Raw genomic sequence first — 23205 nt, forward strand, 5'->3', positions numbered from 1 at the left:
CAGCGGTCCGCGCGGGAAGCGCGCGGCGAGCAAACAGGAGCCATCCATCGACCCCTGCGAGGACCCCCGGAGTATCCGTCCCCCGGGCTTCATCGCTCGACCACAGCCCGCCGACATCGGGGCGCTGGATCCGACGCCCTCCCCACCGACGGGATGGCCAGGAGTCTGACACGGGGTCCAGCGCGGATGGTTCGTGACGCTGTTTATTCTGAAAGGCGAGCGGAGTCAGGGGGTTGGCGGCGGGGGATATGCTGACAATCGGCGGATTGTGAGCATCCCGTCTCCTCCCTGTTCGCGCAGCGAATGGGGAGGGGGACCATCCGAAGGATGGTGGAGGGGTAGAAAGGACCGTGCGGTCGGCGCCCCTCCACCACGCTACGCGTGGTCCCCCTCCCCGCGAAGCGGGGAGGAGACGTGCGGTCGGCGCCCCTCCACCACGCTACGCGTGGTCCCCCTCCCCGCGAAGCGGGGAGGAGACGGGGGGCGCGCCCCTCCACCCTCCTTCGCCTCTACGAGGCTTCGGACGGTCCCCCTCCCCATCGCAGATGGGGAGGGGACGGGGGGTACCGGCTGGAAAATGCAGCCGGTCCGGCCAGCCCCTAGAACAACCCCTGCCCTTTCGGCAGTTCGGCATAGCGATGCACCCGCGTCGACAGGATCAGGCCGAAGCCGATCATCACGGTCATCATGGACGATCCGCCGTAGGACAGGAGCGGCATCGGGACCCCGACCACCGGCGCCAGGCCCATGACCATGGCCCCGTTGATGAGCACGAACAGGGCGAAGAATGCCGTCATGCCGGCGGCGGCGACCCGGCCGAAATGGCTGTGGGCCAGGGAGGCGATGCGCAAGGAAATCAATATGATCGCTATGTAGCAGGCGATCAGTCCGAACGAGCCGACGAAGCCGAATTCCTCAGCCACCGTCGAGAAGATGAAGTCGGTGTGGCGCTCCGGCAGGAACTCCAGCTGGCTCTGGCTGCCGAGCCCGTAGCCCTTGCCCAGGACGCCGCCCGAGCCGAGCGCGATCTTGGACTGGATGATGTTGTAGCCCGTGCCCGAGGGGTCGGACTCGGGGCTGAGGAAGGTCAGGACGCGATTGCGCTGATATTCCTTCATCCCGAACATGACGAACGGCGGAATGATGGCTGCGGCGGCGACCGCGCCGGCGGCAATGACCCGCCAGCTGAGGCCGGCCACGACCATGATCGCACCGCCGGTCAGGCCGATGATCATGGCCGATCCGAGGTCCGGCTGTTTGGCGACGAGGATGAAGGGCACACCGATCATGCCCGCCGGGATCAGCAGCTTCCAGGACCAGCGGGCCTCCTGGGCGGTATGGCTGTGGTACCAGCGGGCCAGGGCCAGAACGAGGCCGAGCTTCATGAACTCCGCCGGCTGGATCCGGATAAAGCCGAGATTGAGCCAGTTCCGGGCCCCGCCCGCGACATAGCCGAGGGGCGTGAACTCGATCATCAGGACCAGCAGCAGCAGCACCCCGTAGAGCGGATAGGCGGCACGGAACCACCATTTCGGGTGCAGCATGGCCAGGCCCAGCATCACCACCAGCAGCAGGCCGAAGCGGATCGCATGTTTGATCGCCCAAGGCTGCCAATCGCCACCTGCGATCGAATAGAGCATGGCGGTGCCGACGAAGGCGACCAGGCACAGCAGGGCAACCAGACGCCAGTCCAGTTCGGTGATCTTGGTCGAGAGGCGGTCGCGTTCGCCGGGACGGGTCAGGGCCGAGGCGGTCATTGCGGCGGCTCCGGGACATAGGGGCGCGGTCCGGCGCTCGCGGCCGGCGCAGCAGGCTGGGGCGCTGGGTCTACCGGGTCAGCGGCCACACCCGTGACCTCGCCACCCGGCCCGGCGCCGAGTTCGCCCTCGTCGGCACCGGCGGGCGAGAGCGCTTCGGGCGGCAGGGGGCGCTCGATGCGGGCGCGCATGTCGGGATCCTTGAGCAGGACGGTCTTCATGATCTCGCGCGCCCGGGGCGCGGCATCGGCCGAACCGCCGACCGGCGCATGCTGGATGATCAGGGCGATGGCGTAACGCGGCGCATCGTGCGGGGCGAAGGCGACGAACAGGGCGTGGTCGCGGCGGGTCCAGACGGCGTCACGCGGTCCGCGCGAGCCCGAACCATAGTCGCGTGACTGGGCCGTGCCGGTCTTACCGGCCATCTGGATGTCGCCGAGGCCGAGCTGGGACGCCCGGTAGGCCGTGCCGGTCACGTCATTGGCCACGGCCGCCATGCCGTCCCGGACGATGTTGAGGTGTTCCTGGCTGAACGGCAGGTCGGGCACGGCCGCGCCCGACGGCCGCTCGACGCCCCCCACGGAGCGGACCAGGCGTGGCGTGATGGCCTTGCGACCATTGGCGAGGCGGGCGGTCATGACGGCCAGTTGCAGCGCCGTCGTCTTGATGGCCCCCTGGCCGATGGCGACGGACAGGGTCTCGCCGGGATACCAGATGCGGGCGTCCGGGTTCGGATTGCGGGTCCGGCGGGCATAGTCGGCCTTCCAAGCCCGGCTGGGCATGGTGCCCTTGCTCTGACCGCCGATGCCGATCTCATAGACCTGGTTGAAGCCCAGATCCTCGGCGACCCGGGCGATCCGGTCGACGCCGGCGCGGTTGCAGAGGTGATAGAAATAGGTGTCGCACGAGTTCTTGATGGCATTGTGCATGTCCATCGAGCCGTGTCCGCCGCGCTTCCAGCAGCGGAAGGTCCGGTTGCCGTAACGATAGCCGCCGGTGCAGGTCACGCGCTCGGCCGGATTGATGCCCGCGTCCAGCAGGGCCAGGGCGGTGGTCATCTTGAAGGTCGAGCCCGGCGGGAAGCTGCCGTAGATCGCCTTGTCCAGCAGGGGCTTGCGCTCATAGTCGCGCAGGGCACCGTAGACCCGCGAGGGCACGCCGCCGACGAACATATTGGGGTCGAACGACGGGGCCGAGACCATGCACAGGATGTCGCCGTTGCGGATGTCCATGACCACGCAGCCGCCGGACTCCTCGCCAAAGACCTCGAGCGCGCGGTTCTGGACGTCGGCGTCGAGGGTCAGGACGACGTCGCTGCCCGGCACGGCGGGTTTGGAGCCGCCGATGTCCTCGGCCACCACCCTGCCCCGGGCATCGACCTCGACCCGGTTGCCGCCGGCCTCGCCGCGCAGTTCGGTATCGAACGATTTCTCAACGCCCTGGCGACCGATCCGGAAGCCGGGATTGTAGAGAATTTCCGGGACCTTCTCGCCGCGATCCTCGATAGCCTTGATGTCGCGGTCGTTGGGCTTGGCGACATAGCCGATGACATGGGCGAAGGCCCCGCCGAACGGGTAGTAGCGGGCCTCGTTCATGTCGGCCATGACGCCCGGCAGCTCGTTGGCATACAGGTTGACCCGGGCGAACTCCTCCCAGGTCAGGTCGCTCTTGACCGGAACCGGCGAGAAGCGCGGGGCGGCGTTGACGTCGCGGATGATGGACCGGCGCCGGTCCAGGGTATCCGGCAACAGCCGGCCCAGCAGGTCGAGCGTCTGGTCCAGGTCCTTGGTCTCGTCGCGCACCACCAGCACCCGGAAACTGGGGCGGTTGCCGGCGATGACCACGCCGTCGCGGTCGAGGATGCGGCCGCGCGGCGGAGGCACCAGGCGGAAGTTGAACTGGTTGTTCGACGCCATGGTGGCGTACTGGCCGGCCTGGATGACCTGAAGCTGGGCCAGTCGGCCGGTCAGGGCCAGTCCGCCCAGGGTGGTCAGGCCGCCGAGCACGAAGGTGCGGCGCAGGAAGGAGCCCTGGCGCTCATTGACGTCCGAAAAGAAGATCGAGGGTTCCGAGCTCATCCTCCTTCGCTCCCTGCGGGAGCTTCGGAGGACAGGTCCGATCCTGCGAAGCCTTGGCGGAGAAGGATCACCGGAACCTCACGTCGCCGTCCTCGAACCGTTCGATCATCCAGTTGGCGAACGGGAAGAGGAGCAGGGTCGGGACGACCTGGCCGATCAGGGACAGGATGCTCGGCGCGTTACGGGCGAACAGGGACGCGACCACATAGGCCATCAGAAAGGCCAGGCTGCAGCAGGCGGCATACCAGGCGAACAGGACCGCCGTATCCTGACCGATCAGGAAGCTGCGCGAGGCCAGAACCACCGCAAAGATGGCCAGCAGGACCAGACCCCAAAGGCCGAGCGGACCATAGGTCAGGATATCCAGAAGCAGGCCGAGCACGACCAGCACCAGCGGGGCCGTGATCGAGGGGCGGATCAGCGGCCAGGCAAAGGCCAGCACCATCGGAATGACCGGCTCGGGCAGGTGGAGGCCGAACAGCTCAACCGGTGTCGCGAGCAGGATGGTGACCGCAAGGGTGACGCCGGCCGGTATGAAAATCCACTGCACCGGCCCGACCACACGAACCGCGACCGGGCGTCTCATTCGGTCCCTCCCGCCGGTGCGGGCGCGGGCGCGGGGGAGATCGGGGCCGGGCTTGCCGCTGCCGGAGGCCGCGGGCGGGCGGCCTCGGCGGCCGTGGCTGCGGCGGTGTCGGCCCGCCTCTGCTCGGCCTGCACGCGCGCCGCATCACGACGGGCGGCAGAGTCGGTGATGGCGGAGGCCTGTTCGGGGGTCGCCTCGGGCAGGGTGCCGAGCGCCGCCAGGGGCGGAGCGTTCAGCTGTTCCGGGGCGATCAACTGGCCGAAATCCTCGAACAGCATGACGCGGACATAGTCGATGGCCCCCCGGTCGCTGAACAGCTTGACCCGCCAGCTGCCGTCGATGCCGCGGGCGGCGACGCCGATGGGAACGCCGCGCGGGAAGCCGCCGCCGTCGCCGGACGACAGGATGCGGTCGCCGACCTGGATCGAGGCGGTGCCGCGCATGAATTCGAGCCGGGGATTGGCGCTGCCGTCGCCCTTGAGGATGGCGCGGGCGTCGGTGCGATCGACCAGCACCGGGATCTGGCTGGCTACGTCGGTGACCCGCAACATGCGGCTGACGCCCGGCGAGACACCGACGATACGACCGACCAGTCCGTGCTCATTGATGACGGGATTGCCGACCTTGATGCCCTTTGCCGACCCCGCATCGAGCAGCCGGGCCCTGGAGAAGGGGCCGCGCGTGTCGAGAATGGAGCGTGCCGTCTGCATGGCCACGGGCGGCTCGGGCCGGATGCCCAGCATGGTCTCATAGCGGGCGTTGACGTTCTTGAGCGCAATGGCCTGGTCGCGCCACGGCTGCAGTTCCGCCAGTTCGCGCTTGAGCCGGCGGTTCTCGGAGACGGCGAAGAAATAGCCGCCGACATAGTCGCTGGCATGGCCGAACCAGCGCACCGGGGCGGCGAAGATGCCACCGACCGGACCGGCGACCGCTTCCACGCCGGCGCGCACCGGCTGATAGGGCGAGGTCTGGGCGCGGGCGTCGCTGATCAGCAGCAGGACGCAGCCGATGGCCGCGACAGCGACGGTCACGGCCGCGGTCCAGACCAGCGGCACCTTGATGTTCTCGAACGGTCCGTCGCGAAACGCCACGGCGCGCCTTCCTCAGAAAAAGGGAATCGGCGGGACGCCCCCGGCCGATCTGAGCAGCCTATCGCAAAATCCGTGCCGGTTGGGAACCGGCCAGGACACAACGATAGAGGGGATTTGAAGCCTTTGTTCGACCGGGCCCCTAGAGGGCCGAGTCGAGGACGCCCTTCATCCAGCGCGGATGCTCGAGCACCCGGCCGCAGCCGATGGCGACGCAGGACAGCGGATCATCGGCGACCGATACGGGCAGGCCCGTATGGTCGCGGATTTCGGCGTCAAGACCGCGCAGCAGCGCACCGCCGCCGGTGAGCATGATGCCCTTGTCGGCGATGTCGGCGGCCAGTTCGGGCGGGGTGGCTTCCAGGGCGACCTTCACGGCCTCGACGATCTGCGAGACCGGCTCGGCCAGGGCTTCGGCGGCCTGGCGTTCGGAGATGCGGACCTCGCGGGGGACGCCCTGCATCAGGTCGCGGCCCTTGACGTCGATCGACAGGCCCTCGCCGTCGGCCGGGATGCGGGCGGTGCCGATGTCCTTCTTGATTCGCTCGGCGGTGGTCTCGCCGATCAGAAGGTTATGGTTGCGGCGCATGTAGGAGATGATCGCCTCGTCCATCTTGTCGCCGCCGACGCGAACCGAGCGCGAATAGACGATGCCCGACAGGGACAGGACGGCCACCTCGGTGGTGCCGCCGCCGATGTCGACGACCATGGAGCCGGTCGGCTCGTGGATCGGCAGGCCGGCGCCGATCGCGGCGGCCATGGGCTCGTCGATCAGGCCGACGCGGCGGGCCGAGGCGTTGAGGCAGGAATCGTTGATCGCGCGCCGCTCGACGGCGGTGGCGCCCGACGGCACGCAGACGATGACCTTGGGGTTCACGAAGCCCTTGCGGTTATGAACCTTGCGGATGAAGTGTTTGATCATCTCCTCGGCGACTTCGAAGTCGGCGATGACCCCGTCGCGCATGGGACGGATGGCTTCCATGTGACCGGGGGTGCGGCCCAGCATCTGCTTGGCCTCGATGCCGACGGCGTGCACAATCTTGCGACCGCCGACGTTGCGCAGGGCAACCACGGACGGTTCATTCAGCACAATGCCCTTGCCCTTCATATAAATCAGGGTGTTGGCGGTGCCGAGATCGATGGCGATGTCGTTGGAAATCGCGCCGAAAATGCTGGAGAACATGGGTCCGGGATACCGTTCGTTCGGGCCTTGGAGGGGCGGGCGTCAGTCTCGATCCGCTTCGGCGACGCCCCGGCGTCACGCATCCCCACGCGCCGCCTCCTGATCGTTATCGCCTGACCGACCTTGGCGCTCGTTTGCCCTTGTGCGAGGGCGATTACAAGTCTTTTGGGGTGATGTCGGCGCGGTGGACGTATCGGGAAGCGTCGCGGCCGCCCCCCGATACAATCACGTTTCCGGCACCTTTCCGGGATCGAGGACCTAGACGGCGCTCAGGCCCTCTGCGGCCAGCACGCGCGACACCGCCGGGCGGGCCTGGACGCGGTCGAGGTGGGCGTTCAGGCCGGGGAAGCGCGCGCTGTCCAGAAGGTGCGCCGATCGCGCCCAGCGCGTGAAGACCGCGAGGTAGCCGTCGGCCAGGGTGAAGCCGTCTCCGAAGACCCACGGCCCCTTCAGCCAGTGATCCTCGACCAGCTGATATTTGGCGAGCGCCAGTTCGACGGCTTCTGCCCGGGCCCCGGCCTCCAGCGGCGGACGGCTGAACAGCACCTTGCCGATGGCCGGGTGCAGGGAGGACGACAGGAAGCCGTTGAAGGCGTTGAAGGCGGCGAAGGCATGGGGATCGTCGATCGGCGCCAGGTTCCGGTCCGGATGGGTCTGGGCGATGAAGGCGAGGATGGCGGGGTTCTGGGTGATCACCCCCCGATCGGTCTGCAGCGCCGGGGTGGAGCCGGCGGGATTGACGGCCAGATATTCGGGCGTCCGCTGCTGGCCGGACCTGAGGTCGATCACCTGGGTCTCGAAGTCTGCACCCGCCTCTTCCAGGGCGATGTGCGATGCGAGGGCGCAGGCCCCCGGCGAGATGAAGAGTTTCAGCATGAGAAGGCTCCTGAATGGACGAACGCGGCGCTGCAGATAGGCGGCGCCCCTAACCGTAACAAGGACTGTGCCGATCAATCCGGAGTGAGCCGGTTTTCCCGCCGTTTCACCAGTTCGCGAACCCCCAGCATCAGCCCCAGCCAGACGACGGCGACACCCGCCAGGATCAGCGAGGTCCACACGCCGTCACCGCTGACCGCCGAAACCACCGCCCCGCCGAAGAAGGCGACGAGGGCGGTCTTGGGCAGGACGCCGAGGGCACAGCCGGCGAGGAAGGCGGGAAAGGACGCCCGGGTCGCGCCGAAGGCCATGTTGACGACGATGAAGGGGGCCGAGGGGACGTTGCGGATCATAAAGCTGGCGTAGAAGGCGTTCTTGCCGACAAAGCCCTTGAGCCGGCCCATGGTCCGCCCACTGACCCGGTCGACCAGCCGCGCCGTCGGTCCCCGCCCCAGCCAGTAGGTCACCCCCGCCGAGGCCACGGTCGCGGCCCAGCTGTAGAAGAAGCCCAGCGACGGCCCGAAGGCGACGACACAGGCGGCGATCAGGATGAACTGTGGCGCCCCGATGAAGGCGGCGGCGATGAACAGCACCACGGTCGCGACAAACGCCCAGGGGCTTCCGCGATAGCCCTGCAGCCAGGCCTCGAGGTTCTCCTCGGCCGCCAGCCCCAGCTGGCTCTTGCCGAGCAACAGCAGGCCCAGCGTCGCGCCGAGCAGCAGCGCCGTCGCCAGCACCGCCCGCCAGCGGCGGCCTTCCATATTGAGGATGAAGTCGAGGAGGCGGCGCATCAGGGCCGATTTAGCACCGCTGTTCGCCCCGGGCGAGCGCGCACGGTTTGATCCCGCTTTCGCATCTGCGTAATGAAGCGATCCGCCCGGGAGTCGCCATGTCCAGCCTGCAGTCCGCCGCCCTCGCCCGCGTCAAGCCGTCAGCCACCCTCGCCGTGACCGCGCGGGCGCGGGAGCTGAAGCGTGAGGGGCGTGATGTGATCGGCCTGGGGGCTGGAGAGCCGGACTTCGATACGCCGGAGAATATCAAGGAAGCCGCCATTGCGGCCATCCGGCGGGGTGAGACCAAATACACCGATGTCGACGGCCTGCCCGAGCTGAAGGCGGCCGTGGCGGCGAAATTCGCCCGCGAGAACGGCCTGACCTATGGGGTGAACCAGATCCATGTCGCGCCGGGTGGCAAGACGGTGATCTACAACGCCCTGCTGGCCACCCTGTCGCCGGGCGACGAGGTGATCGTGCCGGCCCCCTACTGGGTGTCCTATCCTGACATGGTGCTGCTGGCCGGGGGCGAGCCGGTCACCGTCGTTGGGCACGAGGCCGACGGGTTCAAGCTGAAGCCCGAGGTGCTGGAGGCGGCGATCACGCCGCGGACGAAGTGGCTGATCCTGAATTCGCCGTCGAACCCCAGCGGCGCGGCCTATACGGGCGACGAACTTGAGGCGCTGGCCGCGGTTCTGCGCCGCCATCCGCAGGTCTGGATCCTGACGGACGATATGTATGAGCACCTGATCTACGGCGACTTTGACTACAGGACGATCGCCCAGGTGGCCCCGGACCTCTACGACCGGACCCTGACGGTCAACGGCGTGTCCAAGGCCTATGCCATGACCGGCTGGCGCATCGGCTATGCGGGTGGGCCCAAGGCTCTGATCGATCTGATGCGCAAGGTGGCGGGGCAGACGACCTCCAACCCGTCCTCGATCAGCCAGTGGGCGGCGGTCGAGGCGCTGAACGGGCCGCAGGACTTCATCGCCGAACGGGCGAAGCATTTCGAGGCGCGGCGCGATCTGGTGGTGTCGATGCTCAACCAGGCGCCGGGCATTCGCTGCGCCGTGCCGGAGGGTGCCTTCTATGTCTATCCGTCGATCGAGGGACTGATCGGCAAGACGACCGGGGGCGGGGTGACGATCGACAGCGACGACACCTTTGCCGCCGAGCTGCTGGACGCCGAGGGGGTGGCCGTGGTGCAGGGCTCGGCCTTCGGCCTGAGCCCCTATTTCCGCATCAGCTATGCGACGTCGGAGACGGTGCTGGAGGCGGCCTGCGAGCGGATCCAGCGGTTCTGCGCGGGGTTGCGCTGATCAGGCGGCCCGGCTGACCGCGAAATCGGCCAGCTGTTCCAGGGCCTCGCGCCAGTCGCTGGCCGGAAGCACCCGCAGGGCCGCCTTGGCGAGGTCGGCGTATTCGCCGGCCGTGTCGAGGGTGGCGTTGAGGGCCCCGGTGCCGACCACCAGTTCGCGGGCGCGGCGGAAATCGTCCTCGGTGCGCTGGCCCTTGTTGATGGTGCGGTCCCAGAAGGCGTCTTCGCGACCGCGGGTGCGGGCGGCGGCCAGCAGCAGGGGCATGGTCACCTTGCCCTCACGGAAGTCGTCGCCGGTGTTCTTGCCCAGGGCCTCGGCGGTACCGCCATAGTCCAGCGCATCGTCGGCCAGTTGAAAGGCCAGGCCGAGGTTCAGGCCATAGGCGCGCAGGGCCTCGACAGACGCTTCCTCGGCCCCTGCCCCGACCGCGCCGGCCTCGGCGGCGGCGGCGAACAGTTCGGCGGTCTTGGCCGAAATGATCTGCAGATAGGTGTCCTGATCCAGATTCAGGTCGTGGGCGCGGGTCAGCTGCAGCACCTCGCCCTCGGAGATGACGCTGGAGGCGCGGGCGAGGATGCCAAGGGCCCGCATCTGGCCGGTCTCCACCATCAGCTCGAAGGCCCGGGCAAAGAGGAAGTCACCGACCAGCACGCTGGACGGCGCGCCCCAGATCAGATGGGCTGCGACCTTGCCGCGCCGCAGGTCCGACGCATCGACGACGTCGTCATGCAGCAGGGTGGCGGTGTGGATGAATTCGACCGCCGCCGCCAGTTTGACCGGAGCGGTGATGTCGCCGCTCGCACCGGACGCGCGGGCGGCGGCGAGGGTTAGCAGGGGCCGCAACCGCTTGCCGCCGGCGGAGATCAGATGCTCGGCCAGCAGGGGGATGACCGGCACCTGGGACTGCATCCGGTCGAGGATCAGGGCGTCGACGGTCGCCATGTCGCGCGCCGCCAGCCGCACGAGCGGCTCGACATGCCCCTTCGAGCGGGGCTCGGCGACGGTGACAGCGTCCAACGGGAAACTCATCGAAACGGCGGCGTGGGGGAGAATCACGCCCGAAAACACAGCTGCCGCCTTGCCGGGCGGCGATGCGGCGCACAATGGTGATCGCTCCATGAAGGGTCAAGCCGCGTGACCGTCGCACCGTTCCAGCCCGCCGACGACAGTATCGTCGAGAACGCCCTGCTGGGCGGTCGCGTCCGGCTGCGCCAGCCGGCCCGGGGCTATCGGGCGGGCATGGATGCGGCGCTGCTGGCAGCGGCTGTGGCGGCGGAACCGGGCGAGCGGGTGATCGAGGCCGGCTGTGGTGCCGGGGCCGTGCTGATGCAGATCGCGGCGCGTTGTCCGGGTCTTGTCCTGACCGGCCTGGAGCGCGATCCGGCCATGGCGGCGCTGGCGCGTGAGAATGCGGTGCTGAACGGGGCGGACGCGCAGATCGTCGAGGGCGACGTCGCGGCGGGGTTCCGGGCGCTGGACCTGCCGCTGTTTGACCGGGCGATCAGCAATCCGCCCTTCTTCGACGACCCGGGGGCCTTACGGGCGCCGGCGGACGGCAAGCGCGGGGCCTGGATGGCGGATGACGGGCTGAAGGCCTGGACGCGGTTTTTGCTGAAGTCCGTGCGCGAGGGGGGCCGGATCGTGGTCATTCACCGCGCCGACCGGCTGGCTGATCTGCTGGCCCTGCTGGGTGAGACGGCGGGCTCGTTCGCAGTGCGCGGCATTCATCCCCATGCCGATGAACCGGCGAAACGGGTGCTGGTGCAGGCGATCAAGACCGGCAAGGCGCCGCTGAGACTGTTGCCGCCGCTGGTTCTGCATGATCGGTCGGACGCCAAGCACACGGCGGAGGCGGAGGCGATCCTGAGGGGCGAGGCGGGGTTGGGGTGGTGAGGGGGTGGCTGGTGGCTGCGGTGGTGGTTAGTGGTTAGTGGTTAGTGGCTGGCCGCCGCCTGCGCGACGGCACGGTCCGCGCCGCCCTTCCGCCATCAGTACGTCGACAATCGCTCGCCACGCGCCACTGGCCAGCCGCTGGCTTTCCCGGTCCCGCCCGACGGGCTATGCCACCCCCATGTCCCTGCGCCCCCTCTTCGTCACCCAGGTCTATGAGGCCTCGCTGGCCGGCTCGCCCGGTTTCGACGCCTTCAACGCCAGCCTGCTCGAAGCCTGTCGCATGCTGGCGGTCGAGGATCAGGCCGGCCGCGCCTGGTGCCGCGAGCACGGCTATCGCGGCTATACCTCCTATGGCTCGCTCAATGACCTGCCGAACCGGATGCCGGAGTTCGCAGAGCTGAAACGGCATCTGGACCGCCATGCCGTCGCCTATGCCAAGGCGCTGAATTTCGACCTCGCGCGCAAGCCGAGGCTGGACAATCTGTGGGTCAATGTCCTGAAGCCCGGCGGCAGCCACAGCGGCCACATCCACCCGCACGCCTTCCTCAGCGGCACCGTCTATGTCGAGGTGCCCGACGGTGCCTCGGCCCTCAAGCTGGAAGACCCACGCCTGACCATGATGATGGCCCGGCCCGGTGTCCACGCCGATGCCCCCGAAGCCGAGCGGCCGTTCGTCTATCTGGCCCCGCAGGCCGGGACGGTGCTGATGTGGGAAAGCTGGCTGCGCCATGAGGTGCCGCCCAATGCGGCGAAGAGCGAGCGGGTTTCGATCAGCTTCAACTACGCCTGAGCCGCCATCAAACCGCCCTCCCCTGCGCCTAGACATTTGCCCAACGGCGGCGCGGCGGCTACATCCCGCGCCAACCTCCCACCATCCCCGAACGACAGGGCGCGACGCACCTCATGGCGCAGCAATACATTTTCCAGATGCAGGGTCTGACCAAGACCTTTCCCGGCGGCAAGAAGATCTTCGAAAACATCTGGTTGAGCTTCTACAACGACGCCAAGATCGGCGTTGTCGGGGTCAACGGCTCGGGTAAATCGACCCTGCTGAAGATCATGGCCGGGCTGGACAGCGAGTTCAACGGCGAGGCCCGCGCGGCCGACGGCATCAAGCGCGGCTATCTGGAGCAGGAGCCCCAGCTCGACGACAGCCTGAACGTCCGCGAGAACGTCGAGGCCTGGTGCGAGGAGAAGCAGTGGGTCACCCGCTTCAACGCCATCGCCATGGAAATGGCCGAGGAATACACCGACGAGCTGATGGCCGAGATGACGGCCCTGCAGGAAAAGATCGACGCCGGCGACGTCTGGGACATCGACAGCCGTATCGAAATGGCCATGGACGCCCTGCGCTGTCCGCCCGACGACTGGGAGGTCACCAATCTGTCCGGCGGTGAGAAGCGCCGCGTGGCGTTGGCGCGGCTGCTGCTGAGCAAGCCCGACATGCTGCTGCTCGACGAACCGACCAACCACCTGGACGCAGAGTCGGTGGCCTGGCTGCAGCACCACCTGGAAGCCTTCCCGGGCTGCGTCATCCTGGTGACCCACGACCGCTATTTCCTCGATCTGGTGACCAAATGGACGCTGGAGCTGGACCGCGGCAAGGGCCATCCGCACGAGGGCAACTACTCCTCCTGGCTGGAGGCCAAGACCAAGCGCGTCGTGCAGGAGCAGTCGGAATCCGAAGCCCGCCAGCGCGCCCTCACCCGCGAACTGGAATGGGTCCGTTCGGGCGCCAAGGCCCGTCAGGCCAAGTCCAAGGCCCGTCTGGCAGCCTATGAGCGGATGGTCGACGAGCAGGAGTCCATGCGCGGTGCCCAGACCCACGCCGTCATCCAGATCCCGCCCGGCCCGCGCCTCGGCAATGTCGTGCTGGAGGTCGAGGGGCTCAACAAGTCCTATGGCGACAAACTGCTGTTCAAGGACCTGTCGTTCAAACTGCCGCCCAACGGCATCGTCGGCATCATCGGCCCGAACGGCGCCGGCAAATCCACCCTGTTCCGGCTGATCACGGGTCAGGAACAGCCCGATGGCGGCAGCATCCGCGTCGGCGAGACGGTCAAGCTGGCCTATGTCGACCAGAGCCGCGACGACCTGAAGCCGGAAGAGACGATCTGGCAGGCGATCAGCGGTGGCACCGATGTGATGATGGTCGGCAAGCGCGAGATCAACACCCGCGCCTATGTCGGCAGCTTCAACTTCAAGGGCGGCGACCAGCAGAAGAAGGTCGGGCAGCTGTCGGGCGGTGAGCGCAACCGCGTCCACCTGGCCAAGACCCTGGCCACGGGCGGCAATCTGCTGCTGCTCGACGAACCGACCAACGACCTGGACATCGAGACGCTGCAGAACCTCGAGGAGGCCCTGGAAGGCTTCGCCGGCTGCGCCGTGGTCATCTCCCACGACCGCTGGTTCCTCGACCGTCTGGCGACCCACATCCTGGCCTTCGAGGGCGACAGCCACGTGGAATGGTTTGAGGGCAACTTTGAAGCCTATGAGGAAGACAAGAAGCGTCGCCTGGGCGTCGAGAGCCTGATCCCGCACCGGATCAAATTCCAGAAGTTCGGGCGCTGATCCATTTGTGATAGGATGCGTGACATGAGCGATCTGCTGTCACGCATCACCATCAGCCCGGACCAGTGTGGCGGTCGCCCCTGCATTCGCGGCTTGCGTATCCGTGTCCAGGACGTGCTGGACATGCTGGCCGGCGGGGCCAGCCACGAACAGATCCTGGCTGACTTTCCGTATCTCGAGCCTGACGATATTCGCGCCAGTCTTGCCTATGCAGCCGCAAGCATCGGCGACACGGCCGTTATCGCTGCATGAGATTCATCGTCGACGCCCAGTTGCCGCCATCACTGGCCGACTGGTTGGCGTTGAAGGGCCATGATGCGGTCCATGTTGCGAACCTGATGTCCTTGAACGCTTCGGATCAGGATATCTGGTCGGCAGCCGCGCATCAGGAGCGGATCATCATCACCAAGGACCGTGACTTTGCGATCTGGGCCTCGGAGCGGCGGGCCGGGGCGCAGGTCGTCTGGCTACGATTGGGGAACGCCACAACCCCGTCGTTGATCGGTTGGCTCGAACCTCGCTTGCCGGAGATCGAAGCCCGGTTATCAGATGGCGTCCACCTGATAGAGGTTCGAGCATGACCGACCGCCCCGCCCTTCTCATCATGCAGCGCCATCTGGCGCCCCTGACGGCCTTTCTCGAGAGCGCGTACACTGTCTACCGCTTCTGGGAGGGCCCGCCGGCGGAGGTGCAGGGGCAGATCCGGGCGCTGGTGGTGGCGGGGGAGTTCCCGCTGGACAAGGCGCTGATCGAAAGCCTGCCGGCCCTGTCGCTGATCGCCTGTTTCACCTCGGGCTATGACGGGATCGATGTCGACTGGTGCCGGTCGCGGGGGCTTCCCGTGACCCATGCGCCGGGCGTCAATCACGAGGATGTGGCGGACCATGCGATCGGGCTGATCCTGGCGGCGCGGCGGCAGATCGCGGCCGGGGACCGGTCGTTGAGGGCCGGTGGCTGGACGGCGGACTCCAAACTGATCACCCCCTCGCTGAAAGGCCAGCGACTGGGGATCGTCGGCCTGGGCTCCATTGGCGTGGCCGTGGCGCGGCGCGCCGGGGCGATGCGGATGGCGGTGCGCTGGTGGGGTCCGCGCGAGAAGACGAGCCCGTGGACGCGTGCGGATTCACTGCTGGACCTGGCGCGGGACAGCGACATTCTGGTGGTCGCGTGCAAGGCCGATGAGAGCAATCGCGGCCTGATCTCGCCCGCCGTGATCGAGGCGCTGGGGTCGCAGGGGCTGCTGGTCAATGTGGCGCGCGGCCAGCTGGTCGATGAGACGGCCCTGATCGCGGCGCTCAAGGACGGGCGGCTGGGTCAGGCGGCGCTGGACGTGTTCGAGGATGAGCCGACCGATCCGGCGCGCTGGGCCGATGTGCCGAACACCGTCCTGACACCCCACACGGGCGGGGCGACCACGGAGGCGGTGCAGGGCATGCTGATGCTGCTGATCCAGAACCTGCGCGCGGCCTTCGCCGGCGAGCCTTTGGTGACGCCGGTGACCTGAGGGCCCTCGGCGGCTCAGCCGCCGTTGGGCATGTCCGGGAAGGGATTGGAATCGGCCGGCGGGATGTTGACTGACGCGGGCGCTGCCGGGGCCGCAGGGCGGGGCAGCTCGGTGTCGCTGAGGCGGCCGTCGCCGTTGGTATCCATGCGGTTGAACATCCGCTGCGCCCCGGCTGTCATTTCCTCGAGGCTGATACGGGAATCGCGGCTGGAGTCCGACTGGGCGATCATGGCCCGCAGACGGGACCCGCCCATGGAGGCGACCATCGGATTGGCCAGGATCGCCATTTCATTACCGGTGATACTGGCGTCCTGATTGGCGTCCAGCCGGGTGAACAACCGCCCGGCCCAGGGCGCGACATCGTCGGCGACACGCGGCGGGCTGAACATCTCCGCACCTCCGCCGCCGCCGCCCATGCCACCGGCTCCGGGGGGACCCGCGGGTCGGCCGGCCCCGGGAGGCGCACCGGGAGGGCCACCAGCAGGTCGGCCGGCACCGGCCCCACTCATCCGCTCGAACATCTGCAGCGCCGCCGCGGTCCACTCCGCCGAGGAGACGCGGGCATCGCTGTTGGCATCCGCCGCAAGGATCATGGTCCGGAAGCGTGACCCGCCCATGGCGGCCGCGTTCGGACTGTCGAGAACGGCGAGTTCGTCCTCGGTGATGGCACCGTCCTGGTTTGCATCAAACCGGCCGAACAGACGTTCCGCCCAGGGCTGAACCTCTTCGGTGCTGCGCGGAAAGCCGCCCATGCCGCCACCGGGTGCACCGCCGGGTGGTGGTGTCTGGGCGGCCGCGGCTCCGGCGAGCGCCGAGAACAGAATGAAGGGGGCGAGGAGGTTGATCGGGCGAAGGGTCATGGCTGGCCTCACGACAACTGTTTGTCGTTGAACACAGATTGGCCCCGGATCCGGCGTCTGGCCAGCAATTTTCCTTGCCAAAACATATAAGGATATCTTTATATAACGACATGTCGCTGAACGCTGACCAGACCGTCGAGGCCCTGCGCGCCGCAGGCGAGCCGACCCGCCTGCGGGTGCTGTCGCTTCTGGCGGGTGAGGAGCTGTCGGTGATGGAGCTGTCGCGCATCCTCGACCAGAGCCAGCCGAGAGTGTCACGGCACCTGAAACTGATGGCCGACGCCGGCCTGATCGAACGCTTTCCGGACGGGGCACGGGTCTTCTATCGCCTGTCCTCGGACGTGCCGGCCCGACGGCTGATCGATACGGTGCTGGACCTGCTGGACGTCTCCGCCGGCGCGGCCGACGACCAGAGGCTGGAAGCCGTGCGCCGCGAGCGGGAAGCCGCCGCCGGCGCCTATTTCGAGCGGATCGCCCCCCAGTGGGACCGAATCCGCTCCCTCTATGTCAGCGAGAGCGCCGTCGAGGCCGCCATCATCCGGGCAGCCGGCGACGGGCCCTTTGAGCGGATCGTCGACCTGGGGACCGGTTCGGGGCGGATGCTGACCCTGCTGGGCCGGAAGGCGAAGATGTCGGTCGGGCTGGATCTCAGCCAGAACATGCTGAACATCGCCCGCGCCAATGTGATGAAGGCCGGGCTGGACAAGGTCGAACTGCGCCACGGCGACATCTTCGCCACCCGCCTGCCGGAACAGAGCGCCGATCTGGTGATGGTGCATCAGGTGCTCCATTACCTTGTCGATCCGGCTGCGGCCGTGGCCGAAGCGGCGCGGCTGGTCATGCCCGGCGGGCGGCTTCTGATCGTCGACTTCGCCCCGCACCAGCTGGAATACCTCCGCGACGACCATCAGCACCGTCGGCTGGGCTTCTCCGATGACGAGATCCGTCGCTGGCTGACCGGGGCCGGGCTGACCTCCAGCGCGTCGATCGCCCTGCCCCCTGACACCGATGGTTTGACGGTCTCCATCTGGACCGCCGCACGGCCGGCTGTCGCGGCCGGGAAGGTCGCATGAGCCTCGCGCCCCGCAGCCTGGCCGAGGCCCGGGCCCTGTTGCTGTCGCCGCTGGGCCCCGTGGCCCGCGCCGGCCAGGACCTGTCGCGTCCCCGCGTCTCGTTCGAGTTCTTTCCGCCCAAGTCAGATGAGGCCGAGGCCAATCTTTGGAAGGCGGTCACCCGTCTGGCGCCGCTGGCCCCCGAGTTCGTCTCCGTGACCTATGGCGCGGGCGGCTCGACCCGCGAGCGGACGCACCGCACGGTACAGCGTATCCTTGCAGAGACTACCCTGACCCCGGCCGCTCACCTGACCTGTGTCGAGGCCAGCCGGGATGAGGTGGATGCGGTCATCGAAGGCTATCGCGACGCGGGGGTGCGCCACATCGTGGCCCTGCGCGGCGATCCGCCGGGCGGCAACGGTATCGGCGGTGCCTATGTTCCGCGTACGGATGGTTACGCCAATGCGACCGAGCTGACCGCGGCGATCACGGCGAAAGGCGGCTTTGACGTCATCGTCGGCTGCTATCCCGAAGGCCATCCGGAGAGCCCGTCGATCGCCCATGACCTCGACGTCCTGAAGGCCAAGGTCGACGCGGGCGCGACCCGGGCGATCAGCCAGTTCTTCTTCGACATCGACGCCTTCCTGCGCTTCCGCGACCGTGTCCGCTCCGCCGGGATCACCATTCCCCTGTCGCCCGGGATCATGCCGGTGACCAATTTCAATGGCCTGAAGCGGATGTCGGCAGCCTGCGGTGCGGCTGTGCCCGGCTGGCTGGCGGCGCATTTCGAGGGGCTCGACGACGATCCCGAGACGCGCAAGCTGATCGCCGCCTCGGTGGCGGCCGAGACCTGTGCCCGGCTTCAGGAAGAGGGGTTCGCCGACTTCCACTTCTACACATTGAACCGCGCGGATCTGGTCTATGCGATCTGTCGGGTGCTGGGTGTGCGTGAAGGACAGTCCTCCCCCACCGGGGGAGGTGTCGGCAAAGCCGACGGAGGGGGCAGCCCCCTCCACCACCCTTCGGGTGGTCCCCCTCCCCCGGCGGGGGAGGATTACGCTTGACCCGCGCCGAACGCATCGCGGCCCTCCACGCCGCCGCCAAGGCGCGTATCCTCGTCCTCGACGGATCGTGGGGCGTGATGATCCAGCGCAGCGAACTGTCCGAAGAGGATTTCCGTGGCGACCGTTTCGCCGGCCACAACGGCCAGATGAAGGGCAATAACGACATCCTGTGCCTGACCCGGCCCGACATCATCGCCGACCTTCACGACCGGTATTTCGCGGCGGGCGCGGATATCTCCGAGACCAACACCTTCTCGGCCACGACCATTGCCCAGGACGACTACCACCTCGACGCACAGGCCGTATGGGACATCAATCTGGAGGGCGCGAAACTGGCCCGCGCCGCCGCCGATCGCTGGACGGAGAAGGAGCCGCACAAGCCGCGCTTCGCCGCCGGTTCGATCGGGCCGCTGAACAAGATGCTGTCGATGTCGTCGGACGTGAACGATCCCGGCGCGCGGCTGGTGACCTTCGACCAGGTCTATGAGGCCTATCGCCATCAGGTGAAGGCGCTGAACGAGGGCGGGGTCGACCTCTATCTGATCGAGACCATCACCGACACGCTGAACTGCAAGGCCGCGATCAAGGCCATCAAGGACCTCGAGGACGAGGGGATGGAGGCCCTGCCGATCTGGATTTCGGGGACGATCACCGACCGTTCGGGCCGGACGTTGAGCGGCCAGACGGCCGAGGCGTTCTGGAACAGCGTGCGCCACGCCAAACCGTTTGCCGTCGGCTTCAACTGCGCGCTCGGGGCCGATCTGATGCGGCCGTTCATCGCCGAGCTGAGCCGGGTGGCCGACACCCTCGTGGCCGCCTATCCCAACGCCGGCCTGCCCAACGCCATGGGCCAGTATGACGAGGAACCGCACCAGACCGCCCACTTCCTTGAGGAATGGGCGGCGTCAGGGCTGGTGAATATCGTCGGCGGCTGCTGCGGCACGACGCCGGAGCACATCCGGCACACGGCGGAGGCGGTGTCGAAACTGCCGACGCGCGAGATCCCGGAACGGCCGGTGGCGATGCGGTTGTCGGGGCTGGAACCGTTTGAGCTGGTGGCGTGATGGACGCCCGATCAAGTTTCCTTCTCCCATTGGGAGAAGGTGGCCCGAAGGGCCGGATGTGGGTCCGCTGGAACCATCGGCGTAAGCCGTCGCACCGATCCGAAAGCGGCTTGCGCCGAGCGACACATCCGCCCCTCACCCTTTCGCGCAAGAACGGCGGCTTCGCCGCCGTGCGCTCAAGCCCTCTCCCAAGGGGAGAGGGAGAAAAATCATGAGACCCACCTTCATCAATGTCGGTGAGCGGACCAACGTCACCGGCTCGGCCAGATTCAAGAAGCTGATCATCGACGGCGACTACACCGCCGCCCTCGCCGTCGCGCGACAGCAGGTCGAGGCCGGGGCCTCGATCATCGACATCAATATGGACGAGGGCCTGCTGGATTCGCAGTCGGCCATGGTGACCTTCCTGAACCTGATCGCGGCCGAGCCGGACATCGCCCGGGTGCCGGTGATGATCGACAGCTCCAAATGGGAGGTGATCGAGGCGGGCCTGAAATGCGTCCAGGGCAAGCCGATCGTCAATTCGATCTCGATGAAGGCGGGCGAGGCCGAGTTCCGCGAACAGGCGGTCAAATGCCTGCGCTACGGGGCCGCTGTCGTCGTCATGGCGTTCGACGAGGTGGGCCAGGCCGATACGGCCGCGCGCAAGATCGAGATCTGCACCCGCGCCTATCGCATCCTGGTGGACGAGGTCGGTTTTCCGCCTGAGGACATCATCTTCGACCCGAACATCTTCGCCGTGGCGACGGGGATCGAGGAACACGACAACTATGCCGTCGACTTCATCGGGGCGACGCGGGCGATCAAGGCGACCCTGCCGTATGCGCGGGTCTCGGGCGGGGTGTCGAACGTCTCGTTCAGCTTTCGCGGCAACGAGCCGGTGCGCCGGGCGATCCACAGCGTCTTCCTGTACCACGCCATCCAGGCGGGCATGGACATGGGCATCGTCAATGCCGGTGACCTGCCTGTCTATGACACCCTCGATCCGGTCCTGCGGGAGGCCGTCGAGGATGCGATCCTGAACCGGCCGCAGCGGACGAACGTCTCGAACACCGAGCGGCTGGTCGACATCGCCCCCAACTACAAGGGCGACAAGGGGGTGGCCCGGGTCGTCGATCTGACATGGCGCGAGGCCCCGGTCGGCAAGCGGATCGAGCATGCCCTGGTCAACGGCATCACCGAGTTCATCGACGCTGATACCGAGGAAGCCCGCCTGTCGTTCGAGCGGCCGCTGCACGTCATCGAGGGTCCGCTGATGGACGGGATGAATGTGGTCGGCGACCTGTTCGGCTCGGGCAGGATGTTCCTGCCGCAGGTGGTGAAGTCGGCCCGGGTGATGAAACAGGCCGTGGCCTGGCTGGAGCCCTTCATGGAGGCCGAAAAGGCCGGAAAGCCGCGCGAGCAGGCCGGACGCATCCTGATGGCCACGGTCAAGGGCGACGTCCACGACATCGGCAAGAACATCGTCGGCGTGGTCCTGCAGTGTAACAACTATGAGGTCATCGACCTGGGCGTCATGGTCCCGGCGGACCGGATCCTGGACGCAGCTGTCGAGCACAAGGTCGACATCATCGGCCTGTCGGGCCTGATCACACCCTCACTGGACGAGATGGTGTTCGTGGCGCGTGAGATGGAGCGGCGCGGCTTTGACATACCCCTGCTGATCGGCGGGGCGACGACCAGCCGGACGCATACGGCGGTCAAGATCGAGCCAGGCTATCGCAGCGGTTCGACCACCTATGTCGTCGACGCCAGCCGCGCCGTGGGCGTGGTCGCCGGTCTGCTGTCGAAGACCGAACGGGCGAAGAACGAGGCCGAAACGCGCGATGAATACATCCGCATCCGCGAACAGTATGCGCGCGGGCAGGAGGTCAAGGCGCGGGCGTCCCTGCCGGCCGCGCGGCAGAACCGTTTCCGGCCCGAGCCGGCGACGCCCCTGCCCTGCAAGCCGTCCTTCCTCGGCGTGCGCGCCTTCGACAGCTGGGATCTGCAGGACCTCGCCGACCACATCGACTGGACGCCCTTCTTCGCCAGCTGGGAGCTGATCGGCCGCTATCCGCTGATCCTGGAGGACGAGATCGTCGGCGAGGCGGCGCGGGATCTGTTCAAGGACGCGCAGGCGATGCTGAAACGGATCGTCGAGGAGAAATGGTTCACGGCGAAGGGGGTCGTCGGCTTCTGGCCCGCCAATGCCGACGGCGACGACATCGTGGTGTTTGCCGACGAGACCCGTACCGAGGAGATCGCCCGCTTCCATACCCTGCGTCAGCAGATCAAAAAGGCGAACGGCAAGCCCAATCTGGCGCTGTCGGACTTCGTCGCGGACACGGGGCAGGACTATATCGGGGCCTTCGCCGTGACCGCCGGCCATGGCGAACTGGAGATCGCCCGACGGTTCAAGAACGCCGGGGACGACTATTCCGCCATCATGGCCACGGCCCTGGCGGACCGTCTGGCGGAGGCCTTTGCGGAGGCGCTGCACAAGCGGGTCCGGACGGAACTCTGGGGGCATGCGGCGGACGAGGCGACGACGGTCGAGGACCTGATCGCCGAGCGGTATCAGGGCATCCGCCCGGCGCCCGGCTATCCCGCCCAGCCGGATCATACGGAAAAGGCAACTCTTTTCCGACTGCTGGAGGCCGAGGCCAATGCCGGTATGGCCCTGACCGAGAGTTTCGCCATGACGCCGCCTGCATCGGTGTCAGGCCTGTATTTCGGCCATCCGGAAAGCCACTATTTCGGGGTCGGCAAGATCGATCCGGATCAGGCCGAGGACTATGCCCGGCGCAAGGGCTGGGACCTGGCCACGGCCGAGCGCTGGCTCGCGCCGATCCTCAACTATGATCCGGCGGCCCCGGCCAGAAGCGACGCGGCGTAACTTTCCTCGCCGTCATCCTCGGGCTTGGAGGTTGCTATTCCAGCCCCACGTCCGCCGGAGTGGCCGGCGGGGTGGTGATGTTCTGGCGGATACGACGGGCGGCGTGTTCGCAACGGCCCGGCAGGCCGAAGAACAGGCCGAAGGCCTGGCTGCGCACGACCTCATCCTGATCCACCAGCGGCGTCCATCGGGCGGTGGCCTCGGCGGCGGCGGCGGCGGCGGCGGCGCGGCTGGCCGGGGTCTGGCGCGACTCGGCGGCACTGAGGGCCGCACGGAAATCCGCCGCCTCCAGCCGACCCAGACGGATGATGTCCAGATCCAGCGGATCGCGGTTGGTCAGGGTCTCGCCGAGCGCGACATGGCCGTTCACCAGCGCCTCGCACCAGGCCACCAGCGGATAGTCGCTCTCCGGCGCGCCTCGCGGCATCGGGTTGGCATAGGCCACGGCCTCGCGGAACCGTTGGGATTCAACAAGTTCGTCGCGGGGGGCCGTCGCAATCACGCCGGCGTCCTGGGGCGACGGTGTCTGGGTGGCGATGACGAGGGCGGAGACGAGGCTGAGGAACATGAAGGGATCCGGGGTCGCGCAACAGGAAGGTCAGGCCGCAAGGCTTGGACAGGGCCGATGGTTTTTCTGCGGCAGCCTGCCCGGCAAC

The 23205-nt window shown here is 67.6% G+C and carries 21 protein-coding genes; 11 read left to right on the forward strand and 10 right to left on the reverse strand.

Annotated elements, in window-relative coordinates; translation table 11 throughout:
• Window positions 1-599: 599 nt before the first annotated feature.
• The 7 genes from rodA to Q0053_RS00750 form a co-directional block, all read right to left on the reverse strand.
• A complete protein-coding gene (gene rodA / locus Q0053_RS00720; protein ID WP_298094637.1) occupies window positions 600-1757 on the reverse strand; it encodes a rod shape-determining protein RodA in 1158 nt (385 codons plus the stop codon).
• The gene (gene mrdA, locus Q0053_RS00725) at window positions 1754-3835 is read right to left on the reverse strand and encodes a penicillin-binding protein 2 (RefSeq protein WP_298094640.1); all 2082 of its coding nucleotides are present in this window, start codon (window positions 3833-3835) and stop codon (window positions 1754-1756) included. Before mrdA ends, rodA begins: the two co-directional genes overlap by 4 nt.
• A 67-nt stretch (window positions 3836-3902) precedes the next feature.
• Window positions 3903-4421, reverse strand: coding sequence for a hypothetical protein (locus Q0053_RS00730; protein WP_298094642.1), 519 nt, complete (start codon window positions 4419-4421; stop codon window positions 3903-3905).
• A complete protein-coding gene (gene mreC / locus Q0053_RS00735; RefSeq protein WP_298094645.1) occupies window positions 4418-5512 on the reverse strand; it encodes a rod shape-determining protein MreC in 1095 nt (364 codons plus the stop codon). Before mreC ends, Q0053_RS00730 begins: the two co-directional genes overlap by 4 nt.
• Window positions 5513-5651: 139 nt before the next feature.
• Complete coding sequence (locus tag Q0053_RS00740) at window positions 5652-6692, reverse strand: rod shape-determining protein (RefSeq protein WP_284222611.1); 1041 nt, start codon at window positions 6690-6692, stop codon at window positions 5652-5654.
• 258 nt (window positions 6693-6950) lie between these two features.
• On the reverse strand, window positions 6951-7568 hold the full coding sequence (locus Q0053_RS00745) for a glutathione S-transferase C-terminal domain-containing protein (RefSeq protein ID WP_298094648.1): 618 nt from the start codon (window positions 7566-7568) through the stop codon (window positions 6951-6953).
• 74 nt (window positions 7569-7642) lie between these two features.
• Window positions 7643-8359 (reverse strand): VTT domain-containing protein, encoded by a 717-nt coding sequence (locus tag Q0053_RS00750; protein ID WP_298094651.1) that lies wholly within the window; start codon window positions 8357-8359, stop codon window positions 7643-7645.
• Between the two features lie 98 nt (window positions 8360-8457).
• On the opposite strand from Q0053_RS00750, the gene Q0053_RS00755 reads away from it, so the two are divergent.
• Window positions 8458-9663 (forward strand): pyridoxal phosphate-dependent aminotransferase, encoded by a 1206-nt coding sequence (locus Q0053_RS00755; RefSeq protein ID WP_298094654.1) that lies wholly within the window; start codon window positions 8458-8460, stop codon window positions 9661-9663.
• On the opposite strand, the gene Q0053_RS00760 is transcribed toward Q0053_RS00755, so the two are convergent.
• Window positions 9664-10605 carry a polyprenyl synthetase family protein gene (locus Q0053_RS00760; protein ID WP_298095063.1) on the reverse strand — a complete coding sequence of 314 codons (942 nt, stop codon included), beginning with the start codon at window positions 10603-10605 and terminating at the stop codon, window positions 9664-9666. It lies immediately after the preceding gene.
• A gap of 192 nt (window positions 10606-10797) precedes the next feature.
• On the opposite strand from Q0053_RS00760, the gene Q0053_RS00765 reads away from it, so the two are divergent.
• The 6 genes from Q0053_RS00765 to Q0053_RS00790 all read left to right on the forward strand — a co-directional run bounded on the left by Q0053_RS00765 (window position 10798) and on the right by Q0053_RS00790 (window position 15631).
• The gene (locus Q0053_RS00765; RefSeq protein ID WP_298094657.1) at window positions 10798-11556 is read left to right on the forward strand and encodes a methyltransferase; all 759 of its coding nucleotides are present in this window, start codon (window positions 10798-10800) and stop codon (window positions 11554-11556) included.
• 178 nt (window positions 11557-11734) lie between these two features.
• Window positions 11735-12346, forward strand: coding sequence for a TIGR02466 family protein (locus Q0053_RS00770; RefSeq protein WP_298094660.1), 612 nt, complete (start codon window positions 11735-11737; stop codon window positions 12344-12346).
• A gap of 113 nt (window positions 12347-12459) precedes the next feature.
• Entirely contained in the window at window positions 12460-14127 is a 1668-nt protein-coding gene (gene ettA, locus Q0053_RS00775) for an energy-dependent translational throttle protein EttA (RefSeq protein ID WP_298094663.1), read from the forward strand.
• Between the two features lie 24 nt (window positions 14128-14151).
• A complete protein-coding gene (locus Q0053_RS00780) occupies window positions 14152-14379 on the forward strand; it encodes a DUF433 domain-containing protein (protein ID WP_298094666.1) in 228 nt (75 codons plus the stop codon).
• Window positions 14376-14708 carry a DUF5615 family PIN-like protein gene (locus tag Q0053_RS00785; protein WP_298094669.1) on the forward strand — a complete coding sequence of 111 codons (333 nt, stop codon included), beginning with the start codon at window positions 14376-14378 and terminating at the stop codon, window positions 14706-14708. The genes Q0053_RS00780 and Q0053_RS00785 overlap by 4 nt, the downstream gene beginning before the upstream one ends.
• A complete protein-coding gene (locus tag Q0053_RS00790; protein ID WP_298094672.1) occupies window positions 14705-15631 on the forward strand; it encodes a 2-hydroxyacid dehydrogenase in 927 nt (308 codons plus the stop codon). Before Q0053_RS00785 ends, Q0053_RS00790 begins: the two co-directional genes overlap by 4 nt.
• 14 nt (window positions 15632-15645) lie before the next feature.
• Here the strand turns inward: Q0053_RS00790 and Q0053_RS00795 are convergent, their stop codons facing one another.
• Entirely contained in the window at window positions 15646-16491 is an 846-nt protein-coding gene (locus tag Q0053_RS00795) for a hypothetical protein (protein ID WP_298094675.1), read from the reverse strand.
• 110 nt (window positions 16492-16601) lie between these two features.
• Between Q0053_RS00795 and Q0053_RS00800 the strand changes: the two genes are divergently transcribed.
• The 4 genes from Q0053_RS00800 to metH all read left to right on the forward strand — a co-directional run bounded on the left by Q0053_RS00800 (window position 16602) and on the right by metH (window position 22549).
• On the forward strand, window positions 16602-17564 hold the full coding sequence (locus tag Q0053_RS00800; RefSeq protein WP_298094677.1) for a metalloregulator ArsR/SmtB family transcription factor: 963 nt from the start codon (window positions 16602-16604) through the stop codon (window positions 17562-17564).
• A complete protein-coding gene (metF, locus tag Q0053_RS00805) occupies window positions 17561-18607 on the forward strand; it encodes a methylenetetrahydrofolate reductase [NAD(P)H] (RefSeq protein WP_298094680.1) in 1047 nt (348 codons plus the stop codon). The genes Q0053_RS00800 and metF overlap by 4 nt, the downstream gene beginning before the upstream one ends.
• Window positions 18604-19671, forward strand: a complete 1068-nt coding sequence (locus Q0053_RS00810; protein WP_298094683.1) for a homocysteine S-methyltransferase family protein — start codon at window positions 18604-18606, stop codon at window positions 19669-19671. The genes metF and Q0053_RS00810 overlap by 4 nt, the downstream gene beginning before the upstream one ends.
• 211 nt (window positions 19672-19882) lie before the next feature.
• The gene (gene metH / locus Q0053_RS00815) at window positions 19883-22549 is read left to right on the forward strand and encodes a methionine synthase (protein WP_298094684.1); all 2667 of its coding nucleotides are present in this window, start codon (window positions 19883-19885) and stop codon (window positions 22547-22549) included.
• 34 nt (window positions 22550-22583) lie between these two features.
• Here metH and Q0053_RS00820 read toward each other — a convergent pair whose 3' ends face one another.
• Window positions 22584-23117 (reverse strand): hypothetical protein, encoded by a 534-nt coding sequence (locus Q0053_RS00820; protein ID WP_298094689.1) that lies wholly within the window; start codon window positions 23115-23117, stop codon window positions 22584-22586.
• Between the last annotated feature and the right edge of the window lie 88 nt (window positions 23118-23205).

This window comes from Brevundimonas sp. (assembly GCF_027487935.1).
In the GTDB taxonomy this organism is placed as follows: domain Bacteria; phylum Pseudomonadota; class Alphaproteobacteria; order Caulobacterales; family Caulobacteraceae; genus Brevundimonas.